Origin of the sequence: Paenibacillus sp. MER 99-2 (genome assembly GCF_023714095.1) — a bacterium.
Taxonomy (GTDB): Bacteria; Bacillota; Bacilli; order Paenibacillales; family Paenibacillaceae; genus Paenibacillus.
Map to the genome: position 1 here is coordinate 256,831 of NZ_JAMAUZ010000002.1, position 23,836 is coordinate 280,666.

The 23,836-nt window shown below is 45.7% G+C and carries 20 protein-coding genes; 16 read left to right on the forward strand and 4 right to left on the reverse strand.

Going from position 1 to position 23,836, the window contains the following annotated elements; all coding sequences use genetic code 11:
- Positions 1 to 8 precede the first annotated feature (8 nt).
- The 11 genes from M3636_RS12060 to M3636_RS12110 all read left to right on the forward strand — a co-directional run bounded on the left by M3636_RS12060 (position 9) and on the right by M3636_RS12110 (position 11,250).
- Complete coding sequence (locus tag M3636_RS12060) at positions 9 to 1,022, forward strand: carbohydrate ABC transporter permease (RefSeq protein ID WP_251382686.1); 1,014 nt, start codon at positions 9 to 11, stop codon at positions 1,020 to 1,022.
- A 146-nt stretch (positions 1,023 to 1,168) separates the two neighbouring features.
- Positions 1,169 to 2,722, forward strand: coding sequence for a glycoside hydrolase (locus tag M3636_RS12065; RefSeq protein ID WP_251382687.1), 1,554 nt, complete (start codon positions 1,169 to 1,171; stop codon positions 2,720 to 2,722).
- A 367-nt stretch (positions 2,723 to 3,089) separates the two neighbouring features.
- Complete coding sequence (locus tag M3636_RS12070; RefSeq protein ID WP_145410684.1) at positions 3,090 to 3,917, forward strand: transporter substrate-binding domain-containing protein; 828 nt, start codon at positions 3,090 to 3,092, stop codon at positions 3,915 to 3,917.
- Positions 3,918 to 4,220: 303 nt separating this feature from the next.
- Positions 4,221 to 4,916: an amino acid ABC transporter permease gene (locus tag M3636_RS12075; RefSeq protein WP_056699109.1), complete on the forward strand. Its 696-nt coding sequence runs from the start codon at positions 4,221 to 4,223 to the stop codon at positions 4,914 to 4,916.
- Positions 4,913 to 5,623: an amino acid ABC transporter permease gene (locus tag M3636_RS12080; RefSeq protein WP_251382688.1), complete on the forward strand. Its 711-nt coding sequence runs from the start codon at positions 4,913 to 4,915 to the stop codon at positions 5,621 to 5,623. The genes M3636_RS12075 and M3636_RS12080 overlap by 4 nt, the downstream gene beginning before the upstream one ends.
- Positions 5,620 to 6,372, forward strand: coding sequence for an amino acid ABC transporter ATP-binding protein (locus M3636_RS12085; protein WP_251382689.1), 753 nt, complete (start codon positions 5,620 to 5,622; stop codon positions 6,370 to 6,372). The genes M3636_RS12080 and M3636_RS12085 overlap by 4 nt, the downstream gene beginning before the upstream one ends.
- A gap of 23 nt (positions 6,373 to 6,395) precedes the next feature.
- Positions 6,396 to 7,406 carry an LLM class flavin-dependent oxidoreductase gene (locus tag M3636_RS12090; protein ID WP_128100915.1) on the forward strand — a complete coding sequence of 337 codons (1,011 nt, stop codon included), beginning with the start codon at positions 6,396 to 6,398 and terminating at the stop codon, positions 7,404 to 7,406.
- 45 nt (positions 7,407 to 7,451) lie between these two features.
- Entirely contained in the window at positions 7,452 to 7,946 is a 495-nt protein-coding gene (locus M3636_RS12095) for a DinB family protein (protein WP_251382690.1), read from the forward strand.
- Positions 7,946 to 8,527 (forward strand): GNAT family N-acetyltransferase, encoded by a 582-nt coding sequence (locus tag M3636_RS12100; RefSeq protein ID WP_251382691.1) that lies wholly within the window; start codon positions 7,946 to 7,948, stop codon positions 8,525 to 8,527. Before M3636_RS12095 ends, M3636_RS12100 begins: the two co-directional genes overlap by 1 nt.
- Before the next feature lie 26 nt (positions 8,528 to 8,553).
- Complete coding sequence (locus M3636_RS12105; protein WP_128100918.1) at positions 8,554 to 9,891, forward strand: LLM class flavin-dependent oxidoreductase; 1,338 nt, start codon at positions 8,554 to 8,556, stop codon at positions 9,889 to 9,891.
- Between the two features lie 36 nt (positions 9,892 to 9,927).
- A complete protein-coding gene (locus M3636_RS12110; protein ID WP_251382692.1) occupies positions 9,928 to 11,250 on the forward strand; it encodes an LLM class flavin-dependent oxidoreductase in 1,323 nt (440 codons plus the stop codon).
- 130 nt (positions 11,251 to 11,380) lie between these two features.
- Here the strand turns inward: M3636_RS12110 and M3636_RS12115 are convergent, their stop codons facing one another.
- Positions 11,381 to 12,337, reverse strand: coding sequence for an IS30 family transposase (locus tag M3636_RS12115; protein WP_251382693.1), 957 nt, complete (start codon positions 12,335 to 12,337; stop codon positions 11,381 to 11,383).
- Between the two features lie 867 nt (positions 12,338 to 13,204).
- On the opposite strand from M3636_RS12115, the gene M3636_RS12120 reads away from it, so the two are divergent.
- The 5 genes from M3636_RS12120 (at position 13,205) to M3636_RS12140 (ending at position 18,474) form a co-directional block, all read left to right on the forward strand.
- Positions 13,205 to 14,245, forward strand: a complete 1,041-nt coding sequence (locus M3636_RS12120; protein WP_251382694.1) for an ABC transporter substrate-binding protein — start codon at positions 13,205 to 13,207, stop codon at positions 14,243 to 14,245.
- A gap of 1 nt (position 14,246) precedes the next feature.
- Positions 14,247 to 15,023: a (2Fe-2S)-binding protein gene (locus M3636_RS12125; RefSeq protein ID WP_251382695.1), complete on the forward strand. Its 777-nt coding sequence runs from the start codon at positions 14,247 to 14,249 to the stop codon at positions 15,021 to 15,023.
- Between the two features lie 110 nt (positions 15,024 to 15,133).
- Positions 15,134 to 16,852, forward strand: coding sequence for a helix-turn-helix domain-containing protein (locus tag M3636_RS12130; protein ID WP_251382696.1), 1,719 nt, complete (start codon positions 15,134 to 15,136; stop codon positions 16,850 to 16,852).
- Positions 16,853 to 17,106: 254 nt separating this feature from the next.
- The gene (locus M3636_RS12135) at positions 17,107 to 17,724 is read left to right on the forward strand and encodes a hypothetical protein (RefSeq protein WP_251382697.1); all 618 of its coding nucleotides are present in this window, start codon (positions 17,107 to 17,109) and stop codon (positions 17,722 to 17,724) included.
- 267 nt (positions 17,725 to 17,991) lie between these two features.
- On the forward strand, positions 17,992 to 18,474 hold the full coding sequence (locus M3636_RS12140; protein WP_251382698.1) for a hypothetical protein: 483 nt from the start codon (positions 17,992 to 17,994) through the stop codon (positions 18,472 to 18,474).
- Between the two features lie 410 nt (positions 18,475 to 18,884).
- Here M3636_RS12140 and M3636_RS12145 read toward each other — a convergent pair whose 3' ends face one another.
- The 3 genes from M3636_RS12145 to M3636_RS12155 all read right to left on the reverse strand — a co-directional run bounded on the left by M3636_RS12145 (position 18,885) and on the right by M3636_RS12155 (position 23,745).
- On the reverse strand, positions 18,885 to 19,481 hold the full coding sequence (locus tag M3636_RS12145; RefSeq protein WP_251382699.1) for a hypothetical protein: 597 nt from the start codon (positions 19,479 to 19,481) through the stop codon (positions 18,885 to 18,887).
- 648 nt (positions 19,482 to 20,129) lie between these two features.
- Complete coding sequence (locus tag M3636_RS12150; protein WP_251382700.1) at positions 20,130 to 21,809, reverse strand: type 2 periplasmic-binding domain-containing protein; 1,680 nt, start codon at positions 21,807 to 21,809, stop codon at positions 20,130 to 20,132.
- Positions 21,810 to 22,137: 328 nt separating this feature from the next.
- On the reverse strand, positions 22,138 to 23,745 hold the full coding sequence (locus M3636_RS12155) for a response regulator transcription factor (protein WP_251382701.1): 1,608 nt from the start codon (positions 23,743 to 23,745) through the stop codon (positions 22,138 to 22,140).
- Positions 23,746 to 23,836: the final 91 nt, after the last annotated feature.

A 23,836-nucleotide genomic window follows, 5' to 3' on the forward strand; every position in this document is an offset into this window, starting at 1 on the left:
GGCATGACATGAAGACAGGAACCGCATCAGGGCAGCGAACTGCAAAAAAAGAAGGGCTAGAGCGCCTAACCTCTACAGCCTACTGGTTTGAATCCATTAAAAAGTGGCTGTGGATTTTGGTACGATTCGTCCTGATATTTGGCATTTCATTCGTTATTCTGTATCCCATTTTATTGAAGATATCGATTTCCTTTAAAAGTATGTCCGATCTGTATGACCCGACAGTAATCTGGATACCCCGCGAATTCACGCTGGATAACTTTAAACTGGTATTCACAGCAATGAACTACCCCAGTGTGCTGATGAATACCCTATGGTTGTCGTCTGCTGTTATGCTGCTTCAGACGATAACATGTGTACTCGCAGGCTATGGGTTCGCAAGGATCAGGTTCAGAGGAAGTGGTTTGTTGTTTGCCGCGGTGATCTTTACCATTTTGGTTCCTTCACAGACGATCATGATTCCACTTTATCTGAATTTTAAAAATTTTGATGTGCTTGGCTTGATTGAACTGTTTCGGGGCAGTCCTGCGAATCTGATTAATACGTATTGGCCGTTCCTGATCTCTGCATTATTAGGCATGGGTGTGAAAACAGGTCTGTATGTATACATTTTCCGCCAATTTTTCAGGGGCATACCGCGTGAGATTGAAGAAGCAGCATACGTTGATGGTGCAGGCTATTTCAAGACGTTTGGACGCATTATTTTACCAAATGCAATACCCTCTATGGTTACTGTAATGCTGTTTTCGTTTGTATGGCAATGGAATGACTCGTTCTTCACCAATATGTACCTGAACGAGCCCAAGGTGATGTCATCGATGATGTCTTCCTCCGGATATACGATCGCAACGTACCTGACAGGCGGTGGGCAAGCCGCAGAATCGTATACGCAGGATCCATTTTTCATGTCCATGATGATGAATACAAGTGTGTTGATGGCTATTCTGCCACTGCTTATCATCTATCTGTTCGTTCAGCGACATTTCGTAGAAAGTGTGGAACGTTCCGGACTTGTGGGCTAGACATGATTATAGAGAATGGCTGCAAGAGAAGAGGCTGGAAGGTTAGGACAGTAAGCTTGCAATCGCATGGGTGCCACTGTACCGAGTGGTGCCTGTATTGCAAGTAAATGTAGATGCTTTGGCTGGCAAAGAGGAGGAGATCATAGATGGGGAAAACGCTATCGAAGTCAGAAGGGTCACCGGATGCGGTGGTAACGGTTAGTGGGGAGCTTCGCTACCAGATGATGGATAACTTTGGCGCATCGGATGCATGGTCCATGGAACCGTTAGGCAAGCATTGGACTGAGGAGAACAAAAACCGGTTGGCGGATCTGTTATTTTCGAGAGAGAAGGGCATCGGATTATCTGCATGGCGTTTCAATATTGGTGCAGGTTCCGCAGTAACCGATCAAGACCGAATTCCCGACCCTTGGAGACGCGCAGAAGCTTTCAAAATGTCGGAGGATGGAGAATACGACTGGAGCAAACAGTCCGGACAACAATGGTTCCTGCAGGCTGCACGTGATCGGGGGGTGGAGACGCTCATTGCATTTGTGAATAGTCCGCCGGTATGGATGACCAAAAACGGTCATGCCCAGCCAGATTCCGAAGTGGGCTCGACCAATCTGAAACAGGGGTACGAGGGGACATTTGCAACTTTTCTTCTACATATATTGAACCATTTCCATGAGATTGGACTGTCCTTTGAATATATCAGCCCGATTAATGAGCCTACCTGGGACTGGAACCAGGCTTGGCAGGAGGGCAATCGCTATAACAACGAGGATATGAGACGTGTTATTCTGGAGCTGCATCGACAATTGCGGTTAACCCATCTGGGAACACGGATCAGTGCGCCCGACGGGGTGGAAATTACTTCACTGCTGGACGACGCGTATTATCGCCAGTTTGCAGGCAGTGGTACGTATTCGAGTGGTGCCAACAAGCTGGGTACAGGCCAATACCGGGAATACATTAAGGCACTGATTGGTGATCCTGAGATGAAGGAAGCGGTGGGCAACAAAATAGCTTCACACTCCTACTGGTCGGATTACAGCCATCCAGGCGACGATCGGCTAGTTCGACTCAGACGGTTATTGAGTGACAATATGAAACATTATGATGCAAGTTCCAAATATTGGGTGACGGAATATTGCATTTTGGGTGATTACGGTCCTGGTCGGGACCTGGGCATGGAGCCTGCACTGCATGTTGCACGAACCATTCATTTCGACCTGGTGGAAGCAAACGCAGCTGCGTGGCAGTGGTGGACAGCGGTATCCAAAGTGGACTATAAGGACGGACTGATCTACACCGATTTTCAGGAGGAGGGCGATGAACAGAGCATTGTAACCTCCAAAATGTTGTGGGTGCTGGGCAACTACAGCAAGTTCATTCGCCCCGGCGCACAGCGAATCGGCCTGACGGGTCTTGGTGAAGAAGCAGACAGCGGATTGCTGGGCTCTGCCTATGTGCATGATGAAGAGCAGACGGTGACCGTGGTCTTGGTGAACCATGGAGAACGTGACAAATGTATTCAGCTTAACCTGCATAATCTCGGCGTGAACGGAGTCGTTAACACACTTGAATGTTACGTGACGAATGCCGGGCTGGATTTGGTTGATATGGGGCGTGTTAAGGCAGGCGATGAACAATCCTTTCTCGTAACGATTCCAGAGCAATCGGTAGTGACTTTGACTGGTGTAGTGGAGCTAGGCTAGGTGTGATGTCGTGCAGCATATTCAGTAAATTCAGTAGTTTTACACGCTGCTGCTAGATTAATAAACTGCTGCCATGTCGGTACAGTAGCTTTAGATTTGTGCTTCAATTCGCATCATGCATCAGCACAAAAGAAGCGCCACGACGATACAAACGTGGCGCTTTTTGGCATCCCATCATAACGATGTACTCGTGGTGTTGCTGCAATGTATTCGCACACATTTAATAATTGAATCGTCATATAGAACTTATCTATAAGCAATCCGTTGACGATGAATCGGCTGAAATGATATTTTTAGACCAATTCCTACTTAACAAGTAAGAATTGGTGGTATAAAAATAATAACCAACATGACGGGGGAAATATTCATGAAAAAATGGTCACTTTTAACGGTTACTACTGCACTGCTTGTGGCATTGACAGGATGCAGCACTGGAGAGGAAACTTCAACAGCAACGGGAGCAGATGGAGCACAGGCGCCGACCAAAATTATTGTAGGGACAGGCACACAGTTTCCGAATGTAGCCTTTATTGACGATAATAACAAGCTGACAGGTTATGATGTAGAGCTGGTCAGAGAGATTGATAAACGTCTGGATGATTACGAGTTCGAGTTTCAGACCTTGGAGTTCACCAACTTACTGTTGAGCCTAGAAACGAACAAGATTGATATGGTTGCACATCAAATGGAGAAAAATCCGGAGCGTGAGGAGAAGTATCTGTTTAACAAAGAAGCATATTCACATTGGAAAAACAAAATTGCTGTTCTCAAAGACGACAACTCCATTCAATCGATTGACGATTTGAAGGGCAAAAAAGTATTTACGACAGCAACCAGTGCACAAGCGATCCTGCTGGAAAACTACAATAAAGAGCATGACAATGCACTTGAGATTGTTTATTCAAGCGGTGTAGCCAACGATTTCATCTCACAACTCAAGTCGAAACGGGTTGCAGCTTCGATTGCTGCGGACTTCACGCTTCCACTGATTGATCCTAACAACGATTTGAAGCTAGTCGGTGCGCCGCTTAGTGAATCCGACACGCTGTTTATGTTCCGCAAAAATGACCCTGAAGAGCAGAAGCTCGCTGACCGTGTTGACGAGGTGCTGAAGGAAATCAAGGCGGACGGTACATTGAAGCAACTGAGTGAGCAATGGCTTGGGTTTGATGCTACGGAATCGGAGACCAAATAACACGTAGAGAGGTTGTTCAAAAAATTCGCTTTTGATTACGAAGGATGCCATGAGGCATCTCAGCATCGAATATGGGATTCAGCCGAAATAAGTGGAGGCTTACGAAGCTTGTTTCCGTTGGAAACAATGTAGTTGCTCACGTAGTTTTGCCTACGCTCCGCTACTCCATTTCTATCTTTATCCCATCTTCTCGGTACTGAAAACCGATCTTTTTGAACACGCATTTAGAGAGGTTGTTCAAAAAGTCCGCTTTTCAATAAGCGTACTTTGAACAACCTCTTAGAGGAAAGGCAGGCCGCAACGATGGGCGCAACATTTGAGTTCAGCTATATCATTGACTACTTTATTAAACTTCTACCCACCATCAGCACTACGCTTCTGATTGTAGTTAGTGCGATGGTGCTGGGACTTGTTATTAGTTCTATCGCAGCACTGCCTCAAATGTATAATATCCCAGTGCTGAATCGGTTATCGAAACTGTATGTATCCTTTTTTCGTGGTACGCCGATCTTGATTCAGTTGTTTTTATTCTATTATGGATTTCCAGAAATATTGAAGTTGTTTGGTGTAAATACGGATCGTGTACCAGCCCTGTATTTTGTTATTTTGACCTACGCGCTGAACAGCGGAGCATTTATGGTGGAGATGATTCGTGCCTCCGTCGCTTCTGTGGATCGTGGTCAGGTTGAGGCTGCTTATGCAATTGGCATGTCGGGGCCACAAGCGTTTTTCCGCATTGTATTGCCACAGGCGATTGTCACGGCGTTGCCGATCTTCTCGAATATGGTCATTGGCAGCTTGAAGGATACTTCGCTTGCTTTTAGCGTGGGTGTTATGGAGATGACAGGCAAATCTTCTACGCTGGCAACGATGTCCCGGCATTTTATAGAAGCGTACATTTCACTGGCTCTCATTTATTTCGTCTTAAGCTTTGTGCTAGAGAGACTGTTCCGTGTACTTGAGCGGAGAGTGCAGAAAAGGGGGTTTGCTCCAATATGAGCTTTGATCTCTCTTTTGTGTGGACCGCCTTTGTGGAGCTTCTCGGTGTAATCCCGATTACGCTGGCAATTACGGTTGTATCAGTTGTTTTCGGTTTCCTCATCGGTACGGCCGTTGCACTTGTTCGTCAATTTCGAATTCCTGTGCTGAGTCAACTGGCGGCTGCCTACGTTACATTTGTTCGCGGCACACCGATGATTACCCACCTCTTACTGATTTATTTTGGGGTGCCCATGTTGCTGGATAGTGTGTCGGAATCGCTCGGGCTTGGATTTAATTCGGCATCTATTCCGTTGATCGGCTTTGCTTATCTGGCATTTTCACTTACGGCTGGAGCTTATGCGTCCGAGATTGTCAGATCTGGTTTGCTTTCGGTGGATCGCGGGCAGATTGAGGCCGCTTATTCTCTTGGTATGACTGCGACAAAGGCCTTGCGCAGAATTGTGTTGCCGCAGGCTTTTGCAGCGAGTCTACCCAACATTTCGAACATGCTGATTGGTATGTTGCATGGTTCAACGTTGGCATTTGCCGTATCGGTGGTCGAGATTAATGCCAAGGCACAGATTGTTGCATCAACGAATTGGAAGTTTTTTGAGGCATATGTGGCAGCTGCTCTTATTTTCTGGGGTCTGACCATTGGTATTGAAAGACTGAGCGCGCTGGCAGAGAAGCGGTTCAGAGCGTACAGTCGGGGAGGCGTGTCATGATTGAACTTAAGCAAATACACAAAAGCTTCGGGAACAACAAGGTGCTGACCGGAATTGACCTAAATGTGGCACGTGGTGAGGTAGTTGCGATTTTGGGGCCAAGCGGTTCGGGCAAAACTACACTTCTGCGCTGCATTAACTATTTGGAAAAACCGGATTCCGGACATATCACACTCGGAGATTTCACCTTGGATTATAAGAAGCATGGCAAAAAGGACATCCATGCCCTACGCCAAAAATCAGCAATGGTATTCCAGCAATACAATTTGTTCCGCCACAAAACGGCGCTGCAAAATGTGATGGAAGGTCTCGTTGCTGTCCGCAAAGTGCCAAAGGATGAAGCACGGGCGCGTAGCGTTGCCTTGTTGGAGAAGGTGGGTCTCGGAAATAAGCTTGATTCGTACCCTAGTGAGCTGTCAGGTGGACAACAGCAGCGCGTTGGCATTGCACGAGCCTTGGCGATGAATCCGGAAGTTATTTTGTTCGATGAGCCAACCTCTGCTCTGGACCCGGAACTTGTCGGCGAGGTGCTGGCTGTTATCCGTCAAATTGCGAAGGAAGGCATTACGATGATCATCGTTACCCATGAGATGGGTTTTGCTCAGGAAGTAGCGAATCACGTTGTATTTATGGATGGTGGAGTCATTGTTGAGGAAGGGGAACCCACTCAGTTATTCCGATATCCAAAAGAGGAACGTACGAAACAGTTTCTTAAACGAATTACGCCTGATAGCGCGTATTCCATATAGGGCACATTTGAGGAGGAAGGCATATGTCATTTACATTGGGGATTTTGGATCAAAGCATTGTGTTTCCCGGCCAAACGGCTGCGGAAGCGCTGAATAATACAGTAGAACTTGTGAAGCTGGCAGAGTCGCTTGGTTATGATCGGTTTTGGGTAGCTGAACATCATGACTCGGAAGGTGTTGCCGGGTCGTCGCCAGAAGTACTGGTATCTTATTTGCTCGCACAGACCCGTACGATCCGGATTGGCTCTGGAGGCGTAATGCTCCAGCACTACAGCCCATATAAAGTAGCGGAGAACTTTAATGTACTTGCAACGCTGGCACCTGGTCGAGTGGAACTGGGCATCGGGCGTGCACCGGGAGGTTTACCTCGTTCTACGAAGGCGCTGCAAAAAGGGATCGCCGAACCAGAAACGTTGGAAGAAAAATTGGTGGAACTTCAAGACTTCTTGCATTCCTCTGCGGGTGAACACCATGCACAGCCTGGGCTATCTGCTCATCCGTTGCCGGTAAACCCAGCAGGTATTTACATGCTGGGTACGAGTGTTTCCAGTGCTGAATTAGCAGCAAGGCAGGGGCTGCCTTATGTATTTGCACTGTTTATTAATAGTGATCCTGAGACAGCGCGAGCTGCGCTGGACACCTACCGCGATCTATTCAATCGTGAGCAGCATGGGGAGCCACAAGCCACTCTGGCCTTATCTGTTATTGCAGCAGATACGGAAGAAGAGGCAGCAGAACTGGCAGGACAGCACAAAAGCGTACGTGTGACATTGGCCAGTGGCAAAACCGTTAATGTGCAGACACTTGAGCAAGCGGAGGAATTCGCAAGACAAGCGGGAGAATCGTATACAGCGGTTGAGCGTGAAGCGGACATCACCCGTGGCACGAAGGAAACCGTACGGGAGCGGTTACTTGAACTGTCGGAGGAATACGGTGTAGATAGCTTTGTATTTACAACGATTGTCCCTGATTTTAATAAAAGAGTTCGTTCCTTCCAGTTGCTTAAAGAGGCGTTTACAGAAGAATTGGTGTGACCATATCACGTTTAAATTAATGATACAGATCGGAGAGCGGTAATTATGGGGAACACAGTAAACACGACGGAGTCAATCATTTCCGCATATACACAGGCGTATAACGAGATTGAACAGGAAATTGCGGGACTAAGCGAGCAGCAGGTGAGATGGAAGTCATCTCCAACTTCGTGGAGTGTTACGGAGGTGCTGGCACATCTGGTGGATCATAGCATCGTTGTTTCCTTTCGAATCCGTGAAATATTAGCGGGATCACAGGTAAAGTTACCTGCGTTTGATCAGGATGCATGGGTTGCTGGACAAAAAGCGAATGAGGAACACGTATCCAAACTTATTGCGATTGCTCACGGTTTGGTTCAATACAATTCTGGACTTCTGGAGCGGCTTGACGAACAGGAATGGAACAAAACCGGTATTAATTTTAAAGGCGAGACGGTTTCTCTTTCCGCGATCATTCCAGCATTTGTTGCTCATGTGCAGCACCATGTGAACCAGATTCGGAGAATTAAGCAGGAAGCAGCCGGAAAGCAGGTGCTGTGATGGGAAATATAGAGGCAGAGTTCAATGGAAGGCAGCATACGACGGAGGGTGCGAATGGTAGCGAACCTTTCATTAGAGAGGCCACTCCCGAAGACATTCATGTATTGGAGGCAGTTCTGCTGGATGCGTATAGCCAATATGAACAGGAACTACCTGATGATGTATGGATTGCGTATAAAGCAAGCATTGTAGAAGCGATTGAGCAATCGTCAACGGTAGCGAAGCTGGTAGCTGTGCTTGACGGAGAAGTTGTAGGCAGTGTGTTTGTGTATGCCTCATCCGAAACGGCTTACGGTAGGCCAGAGCTTGGCATTCACTCCCCTGTTATTCGTCTGCTCGGCGTGACAAGCAAGGCACGTGGTAGAGGCGTGGCTACGGCGTTAATTCGAGCTAGCGCCCAATTCGCTAGAGAGAGTGGAGCGCAAACGTTGCACCTTCATACGTCGGATATGATGGGGGAGGCTATCCGTCTCTATGAGCGACTGGGCTTTGAACGAGCCTACGATAAAGAATTTACTACAGGGCAGGCGCTAGTCAAGAGCTATTGCTTGCAGCTAGCCAACACTCCACTGCTTCAATAAATGCGACACTGCGGGAGGTATGAATCATGAGTAAACCCAAACAGCTTAAATTAGGCAGTATTATTCTGGGCGTTGGTGGAACGATGTCTAGTTGGCGTCATCCGAGTGTACCCGTGGATGCCAGCGTTAATCTGGACTTTTACACACAGCAGGCACAGACGGCGGAGCGAGGTAAATTCGATCTTGTGTTTATTGCTGACGGATTGTCTATTAATGAAAAGTCCATTCCTCACTTTCTGAATCGCTTCGAGCCATTGACGATTCTGTCCGCGCTTGCGGCAGTCACCACTCGAATCGGGCTGGTGGGGACGTTATCCAGCACGTACAGTGAACCTTTTAACGCAGCTCGTCAGTTTGCTTCTCTTGATCATATCAGCAAGGGACGTGGAGGCTGGAATCTGGTGACATCACCGCTGGAAGGTTCGGCAGCCAATTATAGCAAGGAGCAGCACCCATCTCATGGGGATCGTTACGAGATTGCAGAGGAGTTCTTGGACATTGTGCGTGGTCTCTGGGATTCATGGGAGGATGATGCCTTTGTACGGAACAAGGAGACGGGTGTCTTTTTTGATGCTGATAAGCTACATGCGCTTAATCATGAAGGCAAACATTTCAAGGTAGCGGGGCCACTCAACATTGCACGTACCAAACAGGGACAGCCTGTCGTGTTCCAGGCGGGTTCATCAGAGCCCGGCAAACAACTCGCGGCGAAGGGAGCCGACGCAGTATTTACGGGACAGAACTCCATCGAAGATGCCAGAGCATTCTATCAGGATGTGAAGCAGCGTACGCTTACGGAAGGGCGCGGAGTTGATGACCTTGCCATTATGGTAGGCATTGTTCCCATTGTTGAGCAAACGGACGAAGCGGCGGAGCAGAGATACCAGGAGTCTATAAACCGCATACCGATTACGGAAGCGCTGGATGTGCTGGCCCGGTTCTTCGACCATCATGATTTTCATCAGTACCCGCTGGACGAGCCATTCCCGGAGCTTGGCAATATAGGACAAAACTCATTCCGCAGCAGCACCGATCGCATCAAAGCGAGAGCTCGTGAACTAGGACAGACGTTGCGACAGGTCGCGCTGGAAGCGGTGGCGCCGCGTACTCCTTTTATCGGATCACCTGAGACGGTAGCAGATACGCTACAGCACTGGTTCGAGACGGGAGCAGCCGACGGCTTCATTGTGCATCCGATTAGACCGGAAGACCTTGATGTTTTTGTCGATAACGTTGTGCCCATTTTACAGGAGCGGGGTGTGTTTCGTAACGATTATGAGTTTGACACACTGCGAGGCCATCTCGGGTTGCCAATACCGGAAAATCGTTATGCCCAGCTGAAGGAAGCGAATACCGCATTTTAAAATGTGTGTTCAAAAAGAGTTGAGAGGAGAACGGTTATGTCTAGAGAGGGTCAATTAAAGCTGGGCACATCCTTGCACGGCGTAGGTTCCAGTGTTTCGGGCTGGAGACATCCGGATCTACCGGCAGATGCAAGTATTAATATCGATTTTTATATTCAGCAGGCTAAGCGGGCGGAGGCAGGCAAGCTTGATTTTGTATTTATTGCAGATGGTTTACATATTACCGAGAAGTCAATTCCTCATTTTTTGAATCGTTTTGAGCCACTTACGGTTTTGTCTGCCCTGGCAGCATCAACTCGAAACATCGGTCTTGCGGGAACGCTGTCCACTTCCTATAGCGAACCGTTTACCGTGGCTCGTCAGTTTGCGTCTCTGGATCATCTCAGCGGTGGACGTGCAGCGTGGAATGTGGTGACCTCGCCATCGGAGGGTGTGGCCGACAACTTCAACAAGGGAGGCCATCCCGATCATGAAACCCGTTATCGCATGGCAGAAGAGTACGTAGAGGTTACGCGGGGACTGTGGGATTCGTGGGAAGATGATGCGTTAATTCGAGACAAGGAAAGCGGCGTTTTCTTTGATCCGGAGAAGCTGCACAAGCTCGATCATAAGGGTGAGTTTTATCAGGTAGCTGGCCCGCTGAACATCGCGCGTTCGAAACAGGGTCATCCTGTCATTTTCCAAGCAGGTGCGTCGGAATCAGGACGGAATTTTGCTGCGAGTACAGCAGATGCTGTCTTTGTTCATGGGAATTCATTGGAGGAAGCCAAGACGGTATATGATGACCTGAAGCAGCGGGCTGTCTCCCACGGACGCAAGCCGGAGGACATTCTGATTCTGCCGGGCATTGCACCCATTGTAGGGCATACCGAAGAGGAGGCGCAGCGTAAATATGATGAGGTTGTCCGTCTTGGCTCCGTCGAAGATGCGGTTCAATACTTGAGTCGTTACTTCGATTATCATGATTTTACGCAGTATGCTCTGGATGAGCCTTTCCCGGATCTGGGCGATTTCGGCTCTAATGGCTTCCGAAGTCTGACGGATCAGATCAAAAGAGATGCGAAGGAGCAAGGGTTAACGTTGCGCGAGGTTGCTCTACATGTGGCACAGCCCCGCCCCCTATTTTTTGGAACACCTGAAACGATTGCTGACAGGATGCAGCTATGGTTCGAGCAGCAGGCGGTGGACGGCTTTATTATTCTCCCAACGGTACCGAATGGTCTGGAGGATTTTGTAGAGCTGGTTGTACCTGTGCTGCAACAGCGTGGTCTGTTCCGCACGGAGTATGAGCGCGATACGTTACGTGGCAATCTGGGACTTTCTGTTCCGGTTAACCGTTATGTTGCTCAGGGTAGCTGAATTGGTTTCTAATCGTGGAAGGGTGGTTTCCAAACGAAGGACAGGTGGAATTTCATTATGAAGGACAAGAGGTTGTCCCATTAGTCATGAATCATGACGGGGATGGCCTCTTTTTGCTTCTGACGGATTGTCAAGCCAAGTGCGACAGTTCATCTGAAAAGGATTCGTGAGCGGTTCTCCACCCCAGGCATTTTCGTGGTCTGTGATTGATCAAGTCCAGAGCATTTTCCAGAGCTTCATCCGTGATTTGGGCGAAATCCGTTCCCTTGGGGAAGAACTCTCGCAGGAGTCCATTAGCATTTTCATTTGAGCCGCGTTGCCAGGAGGAATAGGGATCTGCAAAATAAACCTGCACGCCATGAACGGCTTCTAGGCTGGTGTAACAGGCAAATTCCTTGCCACGGTCTGCCGTAGCGGTTTGAAATGCATGGACAGGATACTGTGAAGCCGCTACTCCAAAGGCAATCTCCATGGACAACGCGGTACGATCCGGCATGCGAATCGCGGTGTACAAGCGGGTTTTCCGTTCGATAAATGTCGCTACGCAGCCCTTGCTTTTCCCACGATTTGAAACCACCGTATCCAGTTCCCAATGGCCGAAGGTCTTCCGGTGACGAACCTCTTTCGGACGTTGAGAGATGGGCGTGCCTACAGCAAACTTGCCGCGTGTCTCTGCTGGCTTCTGCCGTTTCCCTTTGTGTCTGAGGATGGCAAGCACGCCTTTCACCAGACGTCCGGTATAAAGCCAACGATAGATCGTTTTAAAACATACCATGGATTGACCCTCCTGACGCATTCGTTCTACGATCTGCTCTGGAGACCAGGTTGCGTGGAGCTTATCTTCAATGCGACTCGCGAGTTCCAGATTCCACTTACCTGTGGAAACGGACGCCTTACGGCGCTGGACATAGCCCTCTTGAGCGTTCTCCACGCCGTACAGGTGATCTACTGTATTTCTGCGGAGTTCCCGGCCAATGGTGGAATGATGTCTGCCCAGTTCTTTGGCAATCGCTCGGGTACTTCTCCCCTGCCGATGGAGGATTTCTAGCTTGCTGCGCTCAATTATGCTAAGATGTGTGTAGCTCATGGTGGATTCTCCTTGTGTGAATGTGGTGTAGGAACCTTCATTCTACACGAATCCGGCCATGGGCCATTTTTTATTTATTTCCAGTAGGTGTCGCACTTCATATTACAATCCGTCTTCTAAAAATAACTAGTTTAAATCCACTCCATATGACCACTACAATATTTAGTACTAATAGACCGATATACCCGTCTGTGATCCTCGTACGTTCAACCCACTTATTCACTAACTCTCCTGAGAGAGCTTGTTTGTGCAAATACGTTTCTAGTGTGTCATGGTTGATCTCGTCGATATATATGAGTGGAAATTCCATGCTGTTGGTAGAAGCTAACGGTGGATAGAAGTCTACCCATTTCTGCCCTGCCCATCTGTCATACTTATAGAGGTTGTTCAAAAAGTCCGCTTTTGATTACGAAGGATGCCTAGCGGCATCATCAGCATCGAAGCTGGGATTCAGCCGAAATGTCCGTTGCTCACGTAGCTCCATCTACGCTCCGCTACTCCATTTCTAGCTTCACCCCATCTTCTCGATACTGAAAACCGCCCTTTTTGAACACGTACTTATACCTAAAGTCTACGCTGGAATCGAGGTCAACCCACCTGGAATTACCTAATATAAGTAAAATACATAGTGTAACGATACTCAAAATTAACCCCTTATTCTTCAAAATAAAGCACATCCTTATGTTGTTTGAATTACATTTATTTTCAAGTATACCTTGTGTTTTTGAAAATAGATATTTTGAAATGATGTCGCTTTAGTCCGGTTGAAATGTCGCAAAAGTACATGGTAACGCGATGTGAAGATCGTTTATACTCGCCATATACTACGATAATGAAAATCATTATCACATATAAGGGGGATTCATCTTGATTAAAGGAACAGAGGGGAAAACGGCGATAAGTAAGGTATACGCTACCCAAAAATCACGATTTTTAATGGGTCTGATGCTGGCACTTGTGCTTGTATTAACGGCTTGTGGTGCCGGAGCAGGTACAAACGGGAGCAATGAGTCTGCTGCAACGCCTGCGGAGACACCTTCGAATACAGAAACTCAAGCTGCTGGAGCTTTTCCTGTAACGCTCAAACATATGAAGGGTGAGCTAACACTAGATGAGAAACCACAGAGAATTGCTGTGCTTGATGTTAAGTTTCTGGATCAAATGTTAGCTGTTGGCGAGAAGCCGGCAGGTAGTGTAATCGCTGGAGGTAACACCGACTTTCCAGAATACTTAGGTGATGAGCCGAAGGATGTGCAAGTTCTAGGTACGCGGGACGAGCCTAATTTGGAAGCCATTGTAGCTTTGGACCCGGATCTGATCATCATGACCGACTTCCAAGAGAAGCAGTATGAGAGTGTGAGCAAAATCGCACCTACCCTCGTTCTCGACTTCTACGAAGACTGGCGTGATACGTTAGCTACGATTGCTCAGATTACAGACAAGCAGGATGAGGCAGAGAAAGTACGCACAGCGTATGAAGAGAAAGCGGCTGGAGTTAAGGCGCAACTGACAGAGAAAATGGGAGATGAAACGATAGCCCTTATTCGTCCGAGAAAAGAAGGCATTCGTGTTCATGGTATCGAGCATCGTACAGGAGAAATTCTGTATAAGGACTTAGGTTTGAAAATGCCTGCACTTGTTGAGGAGATCAAAGGTGATACTTCTGTTGAAATCTCGATGGAGAAAGTTCCTGAGATCGGCGCAGATCGTTATTTCGTACTGTCAGATGAGCTGTTTGCAGCAGAGGCAGAGGCAATGGTTAGTAATCCAGTATGGCAATCTCTAGATGCAGTGAAAAACAACCTTACTTATGACGTAAACTCAACTCTATGGATCGCATACTATGGTCCTATCGCGATTAACCTTATTGTAGATCAAGCCTCAGAAGCGCTGCTGGGATCGAATTAATATGGATCAGTATCTCTCGAGTGACTTATGGAAAGAAACCGTGGAGGATCATTCGATTCTGCTTGGTAAGCCGCCTGAGAATAGTGTTCGTACCATTGCTTTGAGTGAGTTACATGATGAAGCGGCATGCCGAGAGTATATCAGCTGGTTTCAGGAGTATATTGATGCGCCTGACATGAAGGTTGCCGCTTCCATGTTAGCTAAGCGAATTGGTTATCTGTGGACAGCTCCACTCGTGACCGCAATGACGTTTCATCATCAGCATGTGTCGTTTCAGCTGGAGAACAGCTTCCTTTATCATCCGACGCTCTCACCTAATGAGGGCGGTACACGTTTTCCTTTTCTAGCGGTGAATGGGCTTCAAGCAAAAGAACTAACGGGAGAAAGAAACGTGTGGCGGGAAAAGGTAGTACAGGAGATGTTTGCACAGCAGCTTACACCGTTGTTACAAACGCTTGCTGTGGTTGCTCCTCTTTCCATGAGCATTCTCTGGGAGAATATTATGGTACGTATTGGCCCGCTGTATACTCCTGATGAAGACGAAGAAGAGCAGAACATTCAGAACATTCAAGCCGATTTTTCATATCTCACGCAGGTGGCATCTGGGCAAATCTTTGGTGTGAGAAAGAATCCGTTAACACGCTTCACGTACATTAAAGACAATGTTCCAGTTGCGAAAAGCGAACGAATCACGTGTTGTTTCTATTACCAGATGTCAGGGGAATATTGCAGAAAATGTCCGAAGATTGACAATGAGAATGAATCTCAATTAAAATGACAAGAGCAACAACTTTACTTTTGCTAAGGGACTCGCTTGGATGTTAAAGGTGTACACCTATTCGGGCGATCTGCTCTAGCAAAGAATGCTATTGTCAGGAGATGAGAGAAATGCCGCTGCAAGAACAGACAAGTCTATGGAGTAATACGGCGATCAAGGTGCTTGACGTGCATAGCGGAATTTTGCAGACAGGCAGCGTTCTTAGCGAAACCGAATTAACATCCAATGTGTTGCTGCTGGCAGGCGGCGCAGAAAGGGAGCTCTTAATAAATGGTGAGGTTTGCCATGTAGGGGCTTCTTTTGCTGCCCATGTGGCTAAGGGGGCATCCTTTACGCTGACTGCTAGAGCGGACCATATTCAATATATTGTGATCATGTACGAGGCTTCTTCTATGGAAGGAGCTTCCCTTATCATGCCCTCCTATTGCAAACATCCACTGAACATTTCATTTGTTCAGAATTCGGTAACCCAAGCGGAATGGGTTCAGGTGGCTGAGAAAATCGTAGTGAAATGGAGTCGTGGAGAAGGACTGGAACGGTTTCATGCCAATGCATTGTTGCAGGGAGTAATCTACGAGCTCATTATGGAGTATGAAGGCAGTCAGGGCGGAGCAGAATCAGATGTGGTGAATGTTGTCACTGCATATATATCGGGACATTATCGCCAGAACCTGGAGCTGAAGGAGCTTGCCGCACTTGCTGGATGTAGCGTGAGGCAGCTACAGCGACGCTTCAAACAAGAGAAAGAGCTCGGGCCGATGGAGTACGTCATTCAGCTACGGATGGAGAGTGCGGCGAGGATGCTGCGTCATACGGATGTTTCCATTGGTGAAATTGCTGACAAAATGGGCTATCGCGACATGTACTATTTCAGTCGAGCGTTTAAAAAATATTTTGGAGTGCCTCCGCAGCGCTATAGGCTTTCGGTCGCTTCGAGAGATACACGCTTAACTAATCCCTTACTGCGAGACCGCACAGCTTCTTCCTATGAGTCTGCACAAGGCCCGGTGATTTGCCATATGCGTGGTGAATACTGTGTCACGAGTACTCCTCAGCGTATCGCTGTACTCGATGTTCAATATGCGGATCATATGCTTGCGCTGGAGTTATCTCCAGCAGGTAGTGTAGGAACGGGAAGTACGGTGATCAATTTTCCTCAATACATTAGAGCCGGATTGCAAAATACCGCATTACTCGGAACGTATGAGTACCCTGATCTGCCTGCGGTGGAACGGTTGGCACCGGATCTGATTATCTGTACCGAGGTGCATGATCAGCACTATGAACGATTAAGTCGCATTGCTCCAGTTCTCATGTTCAAGCGTAATGAGAGTTGGCAGACCATTCTGAGCTTGTTCGGTGAACTAACGAGTAAGCGAGCAGAAGCCAAGCGTATTATTGCCGATTATCATCGACGAACGGCACTCTTGTCAGAAGAGCTTGCTCCAGTATTAGCAGGCAAAAGCGTGGCATTAATTCGTCCGCTGGAGTCTCTGGTTCGCGTACATTCGCCGTCTCATCGTACAGGTGCTGTGCTGTACCGTGATCTAGGTCTGCCTGCTCCGTTAATTGTCGCAGATACCTCCGACACGGCCTATCATATTTCGGTAGATAGACTACCCGTTGTACATGCTAGTCACTACTTTTTACTCAGTAATGAACTCATTCAGGATGGCATATCTGCGACAGAGCACCGTGTGTGGGGCATGCTTGATGAGGGTGAGCGACAACACATACACTCGGTCGACGCCGCAACCTGGATTGGCTGTTATGGACCGACAGGCATTAATGGAATTGTGGATCAGATTGCGCAGGCCTTTTTGGCTTGAGGGGGAGTACACTGTAACCCACCCTATTTGCAGTCTGGTTCCTTGGCACGTACGACCTCAGGGAGCGATAGTGTCTTAGTACTTAGAGAATCGTATTTCACAAGAACAAATCCTAATCATCAGGATGAACATTTAATAATGTGATTTTTGATTAAGCAGAAGCTTGAAAAATAGAAGTGTTTTTGATATCTGTTAAAATTCAGCCTAATCTTTCCGATATAATTGTTACATACTTATGGGAATGGAGAGGTGAAATGTTAGAAAATATCAGTAACTATCAAGCTTATATAGCTTTCTTAACTCCGTTATTAATCGCAATTATTTCAGGCACTTTGTTATTACTAACAAATAAGCATGAGAGAGTCTTACTATCTCCAAGAAAAAATCTCTATCGAGTAATAGTAAAGATTAGTGCTTTATCTGCAATTGGAACTGTTATTGCTTTATTTTTTATTTTGCTTGGAGATACGTTTCTTAGCGACAGCACCTTTCAGTTCACATTGCCTTATATCCTTTTAGTCTTTGTGATATATTTTGTCGTCATGTCTTTCTTTAATGGATGGTTTGAAAAGAAAGAGGCAATATATCATTGGGTTTATCTTGAAAAATATAATTATGAACCACTAATAATACATAAAGTTACTTTTAATAATAAATTGATGCTAACATCTGTACCTTCACTTACTGATGATATTCACGACCTCGGTCACATTGTCGTTGAAGATATTTCAATTTTAAACGATGTAAAGATTCACTTTATAGGGCCTAAAAAATACAGAAAAATCTTTTTTAAACGACCTGAACTATCAGATGTTATTAATGCAATTAAAAATAAGAACCCACACAAACCGGACGAGATGATCATTCAATAATCACTTCTTCTTCTTAAAATGTTATTGTACATTTACTTAATGTAAAATCTTAAAGTCTTCATGTTTTCAATTCAAGAACTGGCATGTATCTATGTGGTCTTCTCTCCGCGCTATAAATACTCTTTTTAACGTGGAAATGCGATTTATAAATTTCTTGTATCAAAATGTTACTGAACAAGATCCTCTTTCTAAATAGTCCTGCTTTCTAAATCAATTAGATTATTTTTTATAAAGGGATATTGAATAATTTAGGAGAATTTCGAAATAATGAATGTAACCGCTATGCTATCCTTGTTAGGTGCAACATCATTTATCGCTCTGTTTGGTATGCTGATTAAATCTTTAGCTATGATTAAATCATCAAAATTTGAGAAGATCATTATGAATGATCAACAAAGAATAACCAGAGGAATTCTTATAGTTTCATACTTAACATTAATTAATGCAGTTGCTTTTGGTATCTGGATTTTCTTTTTCAGAAACCCTGTAAGTTGGAATTATATTATGATTCAGTTTCTTATCATGGTAGTGTTTGGCATAATTATTTTCACTATTACAATGTACCCTTCAATAGTTAGAATAAATTATAATTTTTTCTTAAAACTTGAAAATAGGAAGTACTACATTATAAAAAGCACTTCTACTGGAGAAATAATATTAAGTACAACCCCCAAACTTTATTCAGAAATAATTTTGATAAAGAGAGAGGACTTGTATAATAAGACAATTTATCAAGAACGATCTACTTAGTTGTAGGTCGTATTTTTTTAGAAACTGAATAAGAAATGATTTGGAGGTAAACTTGAGAAGGCTGCCGCCCACTTTATAACATTCACGCATCGGGCTTACGCTTTTGGTAGCTGACATGGGTTCGAGGAAATGGTTGCTTCCCCACCTTCTATCGCTCTAGCACCAATAGAGCAGATTTCTTCCTATACGTTGAAATGATACAGTAATCTTCGAATAGGAAGAAGGTGGATAAATAGAATTGCTAGTTGAATTTGAGTTTATTTCTAGTTATAAAAAGATTGAAAATTCTAATTGGGAAGATGAAGTTAACTTAAAGGAGTCACATTAAAATGATTATGTGTTAAGGCTTTTAGATTTTTTTCAAGGAAGCAGGAAACTAAAGAAGAAGCTAGAGCAGGTAGAGAACGCAATCATCTGAAGTTACTAATTTTTTTTCCTTTCTGAAGCCTTAGTTGGCGAAGTTTTTCCCTTTCTCTTTTTCTTGATTCTTCAAGTTGTAATTCTTTTTCTTTTTCTTTAATAACTATCCGGATAACAATTAAGTGACGATCCATTAGATTAACGTTAAAAGTTTTAATTGCCAATTCAGCCATAAAATAAGCAGCGAGACCAATAACTATAATGCTAGTGGTAGCAGTTACTACTACATTCTGGTCGAATTTTAAAGAATTTGAAATTGTTGCATATGCTGCAATTGTCAAACCGAAGATAGTAACTAAGGAAAGAATATAGTTTGTCATTTGATTATTCTCAACATATCGCGGACTTTTTAGTGTAATCTCCTTTTCAAGATCTTGTAAAGATTCTAAATTATACTCGCGATAATATCTGAAAAAATCTGAATTTACATCAGATAATTTATATTCAGGTGTGAATGAAAGTCCTTTTAAGAATCTTCTTGATGGTCTTCTCAAATTCAAATGAACCCATTTGAAATTCGAGATATCCACAAGCATAAAAAATAGAAAAACGATAACGGGTATAGCATAAAAAGTCAGCGATGTCATTAAGAGATCCTCTTTTCATCTTTTACATTGTTATACGAAGCAAATTTAACTGAAGATTCAGATTTTTCAGCATAATTTTTCGGGAATGCTTTGTTATTTTACATTGATCCGAGAGGAGCAGATTAGGATACTTTTATGGTCAAATAACAATAACTCGTTATTAGAATACCAACCTCAATTTATGTAGAGAGTTAGTAAAGGAAAAACACAATAACGGCTAAACAGTCGGGCAGGAAAATAAGTAATGTTAAGGTTTAGGTTTGTTATAGGCGAAATTACAGCCGATATGGTTTTACATATCTGGGAAGAGTTTGGGAGCAGCGAATCTAACGGCATCAACCGAGACAGAAACTATGTGGTATTAATTGCTAATATCTACACCGAGCTTAAGATACTGAATTCAAGAAACAATCAGACGCAGATGAGGCTTAAAATGGTGATGCAAATTAGGGAAGGGTGATGGAGACGTTCCCCTCCACTAATGAATAACGAGCAAGATACAGGTATTTAAAGACAAAATATTATTGATTGAACTTAGCACTGTTTACATGGTCAGCGCCCTGAATCTTCATTTAAAAACTCGAGCCGAAGCGTGTATAGCCGCTTCGGCTCGGGTTTTAATGCTCTACTTTTCCCAAATCCCAATCCTTACTTCCCACTAACCGACTTGAACCAATCATTCACTTCTTGCGTAATCTGGTCTCCGCCGTTGGATTTCCAGTTGGCGACGAATTGGTCGAAGGCATCGACTGGCAGTTTGCCGTAGATGATCTTATTGAACGTTTCCATCTCGGACTGGCGGAGCAGGTTCCATTTGGAGACCATGGTTGGTGTGGCTGCGCCAGTGAAATAGTTTTGTTTGCGAATGTCGATCTGAGACATGACGACTTTGGCAGCGGCCCAGTTTTCAGGTTTGCGGAACTCGGCCATTTGTTTCTCGTAAGGCGTTTCGGGCTTCTCTCCGTCAGCCAGCTTCACGAGGGTTTTCATGTACAGGTCTGGAATGCGTGCTGGACCCGTCAGGAACGGGAATTCGTTGGAGAAGTCTTTGATTTTCTCCTTGTCACTGGTTGGTTGACCGTCAATGATATCCCAGTCGTATCCTTTGGCGAAGCCGTATTCGTAATCACTGCCTGCAGCCGGGTTAGCCAGGTTATCAAGCAAGTAGTTATAGTACAGGAAAATCGCTTCTGGATGCTTGGCATCCTTATTGATCATGATACTGGCGTTCACACCAGAGTTCTGCCACTTCGTACCGATCTTGCCTTCTGGGCCAGCCGGAATAGGATAGGCTTTGTATTTGGCACCAGGTACGTTCTTCAGCAGATCAGGTGCAGGCCAGTCAGGTACCCAGTTCGCGCCAGGCAGAATGCCAGCGGTGCCAGCAGTCCAGCTTTCAGCGGATTTACCTTCGTCCCACAGTGCGGAGTCGGCGTGGATGTACCCTTTGTTCATCCATTCATTTAGCTTGGCAAGAGCTTGCTTGGCACCTGGATTAATGGAGCCGTATTCGAGATTACCATCGGCGTCCTTATTCCATTGTTCCTGGATTGTGCCGTATGCACCGAATAACCAGTCGAGCGAGCCCATCCAGGTATTCGTGTTATTTTTCAGCGAGATCGCCAGTGGGAATACTTTGTCCGGAGACAGACCATCCGGGTTCTCGTTCTTGAATTTGTCCATGATATTTTCAAGGTCTGCGATGGTTTTCGGAGCTTCTAGATTCAGCTTCTCCATCCAGTCCTCTCTGAGCCAGAGCAGGGTATCGTCGTTATCCGTGTACTCCATGATTGGCATGTTGTATTTTTTGCCGTCTTTGGTAAACGGGTACCACAGCTCAGGATGCGCTGCTGCGTGATCTTTGAGTGTTTGGTTCGCGTACTTGTCGAACAACTCATCAATGGCGATGAATTGACCGGAGTCGATCAGCTGATTCGTCAGAACAGCGTTGGTTGGTACGGTTACGAAATCAGGCAGTTTCTCACCAGACGCAATCGCGAGCTGCAGCTTCTGTCTGTACTGATCGTCATTGGCCGGATACCATGTATCCTTATGCTTCATACCCAGCGTTTCCAGCATCCACCGATCGTGCACATTGTTTTCTTTTGTATCGCCTTGCACGTATTTCTTCGGCATCAACACCGAACTGAATTCGATAGGTGGATCGTATTTTCCATTAGCAAAAGCAGCTTCTGCTTCAGCCGAACCGGTTGCTGGTGTATTATCGTCAGTACCATTTTCACTCGCAGTCTCACCGCTGCCGCACGCAGTGATCGTGATGAGTGCGATAACCATGAGCAGTGACCACCATGTTTTGAATTTGATCATTGTTCAATCCCCCTACGATGTATGATCTTTACTAATGCATGTTCAAAAAGGCCGGTTTTCAGTACCGAGAAGATGGGATGAAGCTAGAAATGGAGTAGCGGAGCGTAGATAGAGCTACGTGAGCAACTACATGTTTCCGAAGGAAACAAGCTTCGTAAGCATCCCGCTTATTTCGGCTGAATTCCATATTCGATGCTGAGGATGCGTGAGGCATCCTTCGTAATCAAAAGCGAACTTTTTGAACAACCTCTACAAGTGTAACTGTACCAATTTGGGTGGGAGGGCATCTATATGAGTTTGTTAGTTTTGATAGGACTCTATTATGTTATTAATGCTGGTCTCTATACTCCTGCGGCGTAACGCCGAACTGACGCTTGAATACTTTGATAAAATAAGCCGGGTCCATATAGCCAATCTCCATGCTGATTTCATATACTTTTTTGCTGGTTGTCACCAGCTTGTGACACGCTCGATCCATACGTAGGCGCGAGATATATTCACTAATGCCTTCGCCTGTTTCAATCTTATATATCTTGGATAGGTGAGTCGGATGCAGATTGACATGATCGGCCAAGGCACGCAAAGACACATCCAAATGCAGGTTCTTATCGGTATAATCCTGAATTTTCTTCACGTACTCGGAGCGAATATCTTTGATCTCGTTGGACGTGCCTTCTTTGAGTTTGCCAAGCACGCTAAGTGACCATTTCCGCAGTTTTCCAATCGTGGAGAAGGCTTCTCCGCTCTGAAGAAACTCGATATCGCTGCCCATTAAATTTGCCAGTGTGAGCTTGTTACGGTGTGCGAGATTAGTGAATGAAGCCGTAATGAGAAAACCAGCCTCCATGCAGTGTTCCCACGATTCCGACCATTTCTCATCTAGTTCTGTGCAGACAGCGAGAATTTTCTCTTCCGCAGCATCCCATTGCCCACTCTCTAGCAGTTGTACTAACGTAGGCGGGGTATACAGTACGTCCAGCGGTCCTTGCGCTGTGGGGGATTCCACGTCGCTGACCCGCATCACGAATTCGCGCTCGTCTCCAACGATCTGCCGAAAATAGGCTGAGGCTTGACAAAAACGGGGATAGAGCTGATCCGGGAAAGCAAACCATTCAGTCATAACGATAGAGAGGGAGCCCTTGAGGAACTGCTTGACCTTGGATTGAAGCTGAATCGATAGCTTCTCCAAAATGGTTTCTTTGCCAATATCGCCTTTGCGCTCCTTTAGTTGCAGTAAGAACACCAGATAGCCATGCTCTTCTTTGACACCCCATACCTCCATAAACTCACCCATAATCTCCTCCGCCATATTGATGATGGCATATTCGATCAGTGTCTGATCATGGCTGTCATATTGACCGAATTCCTCTTCCAAACGCACCAGCATGAGCGCAGCATCCCCCGCATGGAAAGGTAAACCATAGTTAGCAAGCTTACGATCCCATTCACTAGCTGAGTAGCGATGTCCCTGCAAAGCCTCCAACAGGAGTCGTCCCCGCAAATGAGGCAGATTCTCCCGTAACGTAAACTGAGTTCGCGTAAGTGAGCTTACAAGCTCCCATTCATTATTGAGTTGGTCGATTGCCTTCTGCACGGCACCCATTAATTCATCATCTGTAGGCGGCTTGAGTAAATAATCTACGGCCTCATACTGGATAGCTTTTTTGGCATATTCAAATTCGGAGTACCCGGATAAAAGAATGCATTTTATTTTTTTGTCACGGACTCGAATCCGTTCAATCAGTTGAATTCCCGTCATTTCAGGCATTTGAATGTCTGAGATCACGATATCAATCGGGTGTGTATCAATCATTTGTAAAGCTTCATGCGCCGAATAGGCTTTATGCACCTGTTCGATCCCCAGCGTATGCCAGGGTTTGGTCATGGATAGATTATCTACCCAGTGTGCTTCGTCGTCTACGATGATCATCTGCATGATGTTAGTCTCCTTGGGTGTATATAAGTCTTGAGGTTAAAATCAAGGGATAGATGATGTGAACAAGGGTGCTACGGATTTGAAGGGTTCT

Excerpts from the sequence above, each read along its gene's own strand:
- M3636_RS12090 (WP_128100915.1), top strand. The coding sequence starts at position 6,396 with ATGTCATTTACATTGGGGATTTTGGATCAAAGCATTGTGTTTCCCGGC.
- M3636_RS12140 (WP_251382698.1), top strand. The coding sequence starts at position 17,992 with ATGAATGTAACCGCTATGCTATCCTTGTTAGGTGCAACATCATTTATC.
- M3636_RS12125 (WP_251382695.1), top strand. The coding sequence starts at position 14,247 with ATGGATCAGTATCTCTCGAGTGACTTATGGAAAGAAACCGTGGAGGAT.
- M3636_RS12065 (WP_251382687.1), top strand. The coding sequence starts at position 1,169 with ATGGGGAAAACGCTATCGAAGTCAGAAGGGTCACCGGATGCGGTGGTA.
- M3636_RS12105 (WP_128100918.1), top strand. The coding sequence starts at position 8,554 with ATGAGTAAACCCAAACAGCTTAAATTAGGCAGTATTATTCTGGGCGTT.
- M3636_RS12155 (WP_251382701.1), bottom strand. The coding sequence starts at position 23,745 with ATGCAGATGATCATCGTAGACGACGAAGCACACTGGGTAGATAATCTA.
- M3636_RS12110 (WP_251382692.1), top strand. The coding sequence starts at position 9,928 with ATGTCTAGAGAGGGTCAATTAAAGCTGGGCACATCCTTGCACGGCGTA.
- M3636_RS12075 (WP_056699109.1), top strand. The coding sequence starts at position 4,221 with ATGGGCGCAACATTTGAGTTCAGCTATATCATTGACTACTTTATTAAA.
- M3636_RS12135 (WP_251382697.1), top strand. The coding sequence starts at position 17,107 with ATGTTAGAAAATATCAGTAACTATCAAGCTTATATAGCTTTCTTAACT.
- M3636_RS12115 (WP_251382693.1), bottom strand. The coding sequence starts at position 12,337 with ATGAGCTACACACATCTTAGCATAATTGAGCGCAGCAAGCTAGAAATC.
- M3636_RS12080 (WP_251382688.1), top strand. The coding sequence starts at position 4,913 with ATGAGCTTTGATCTCTCTTTTGTGTGGACCGCCTTTGTGGAGCTTCTC.
- M3636_RS12130 (WP_251382696.1), top strand. The coding sequence starts at position 15,134 with ATGCCGCTGCAAGAACAGACAAGTCTATGGAGTAATACGGCGATCAAG.
- M3636_RS12150 (WP_251382700.1), bottom strand. The coding sequence starts at position 21,809 with ATGATCAAATTCAAAACATGGTGGTCACTGCTCATGGTTATCGCACTC.
- M3636_RS12070 (WP_145410684.1), top strand. The coding sequence starts at position 3,090 with ATGAAAAAATGGTCACTTTTAACGGTTACTACTGCACTGCTTGTGGCA.
- M3636_RS12085 (WP_251382689.1), top strand. The coding sequence starts at position 5,620 with ATGATTGAACTTAAGCAAATACACAAAAGCTTCGGGAACAACAAGGTG.
- M3636_RS12100 (WP_251382691.1), top strand. The coding sequence starts at position 7,946 with ATGGGAAATATAGAGGCAGAGTTCAATGGAAGGCAGCATACGACGGAG.
- M3636_RS12060 (WP_251382686.1), top strand. The coding sequence starts at position 9 with ATGAAGACAGGAACCGCATCAGGGCAGCGAACTGCAAAAAAAGAAGGG.
- M3636_RS12095 (WP_251382690.1), top strand. The coding sequence starts at position 7,452 with ATGGGGAACACAGTAAACACGACGGAGTCAATCATTTCCGCATATACA.
- M3636_RS12145 (WP_251382699.1), bottom strand. The coding sequence starts at position 19,481 with ATGACATCGCTGACTTTTTATGCTATACCCGTTATCGTTTTTCTATTT.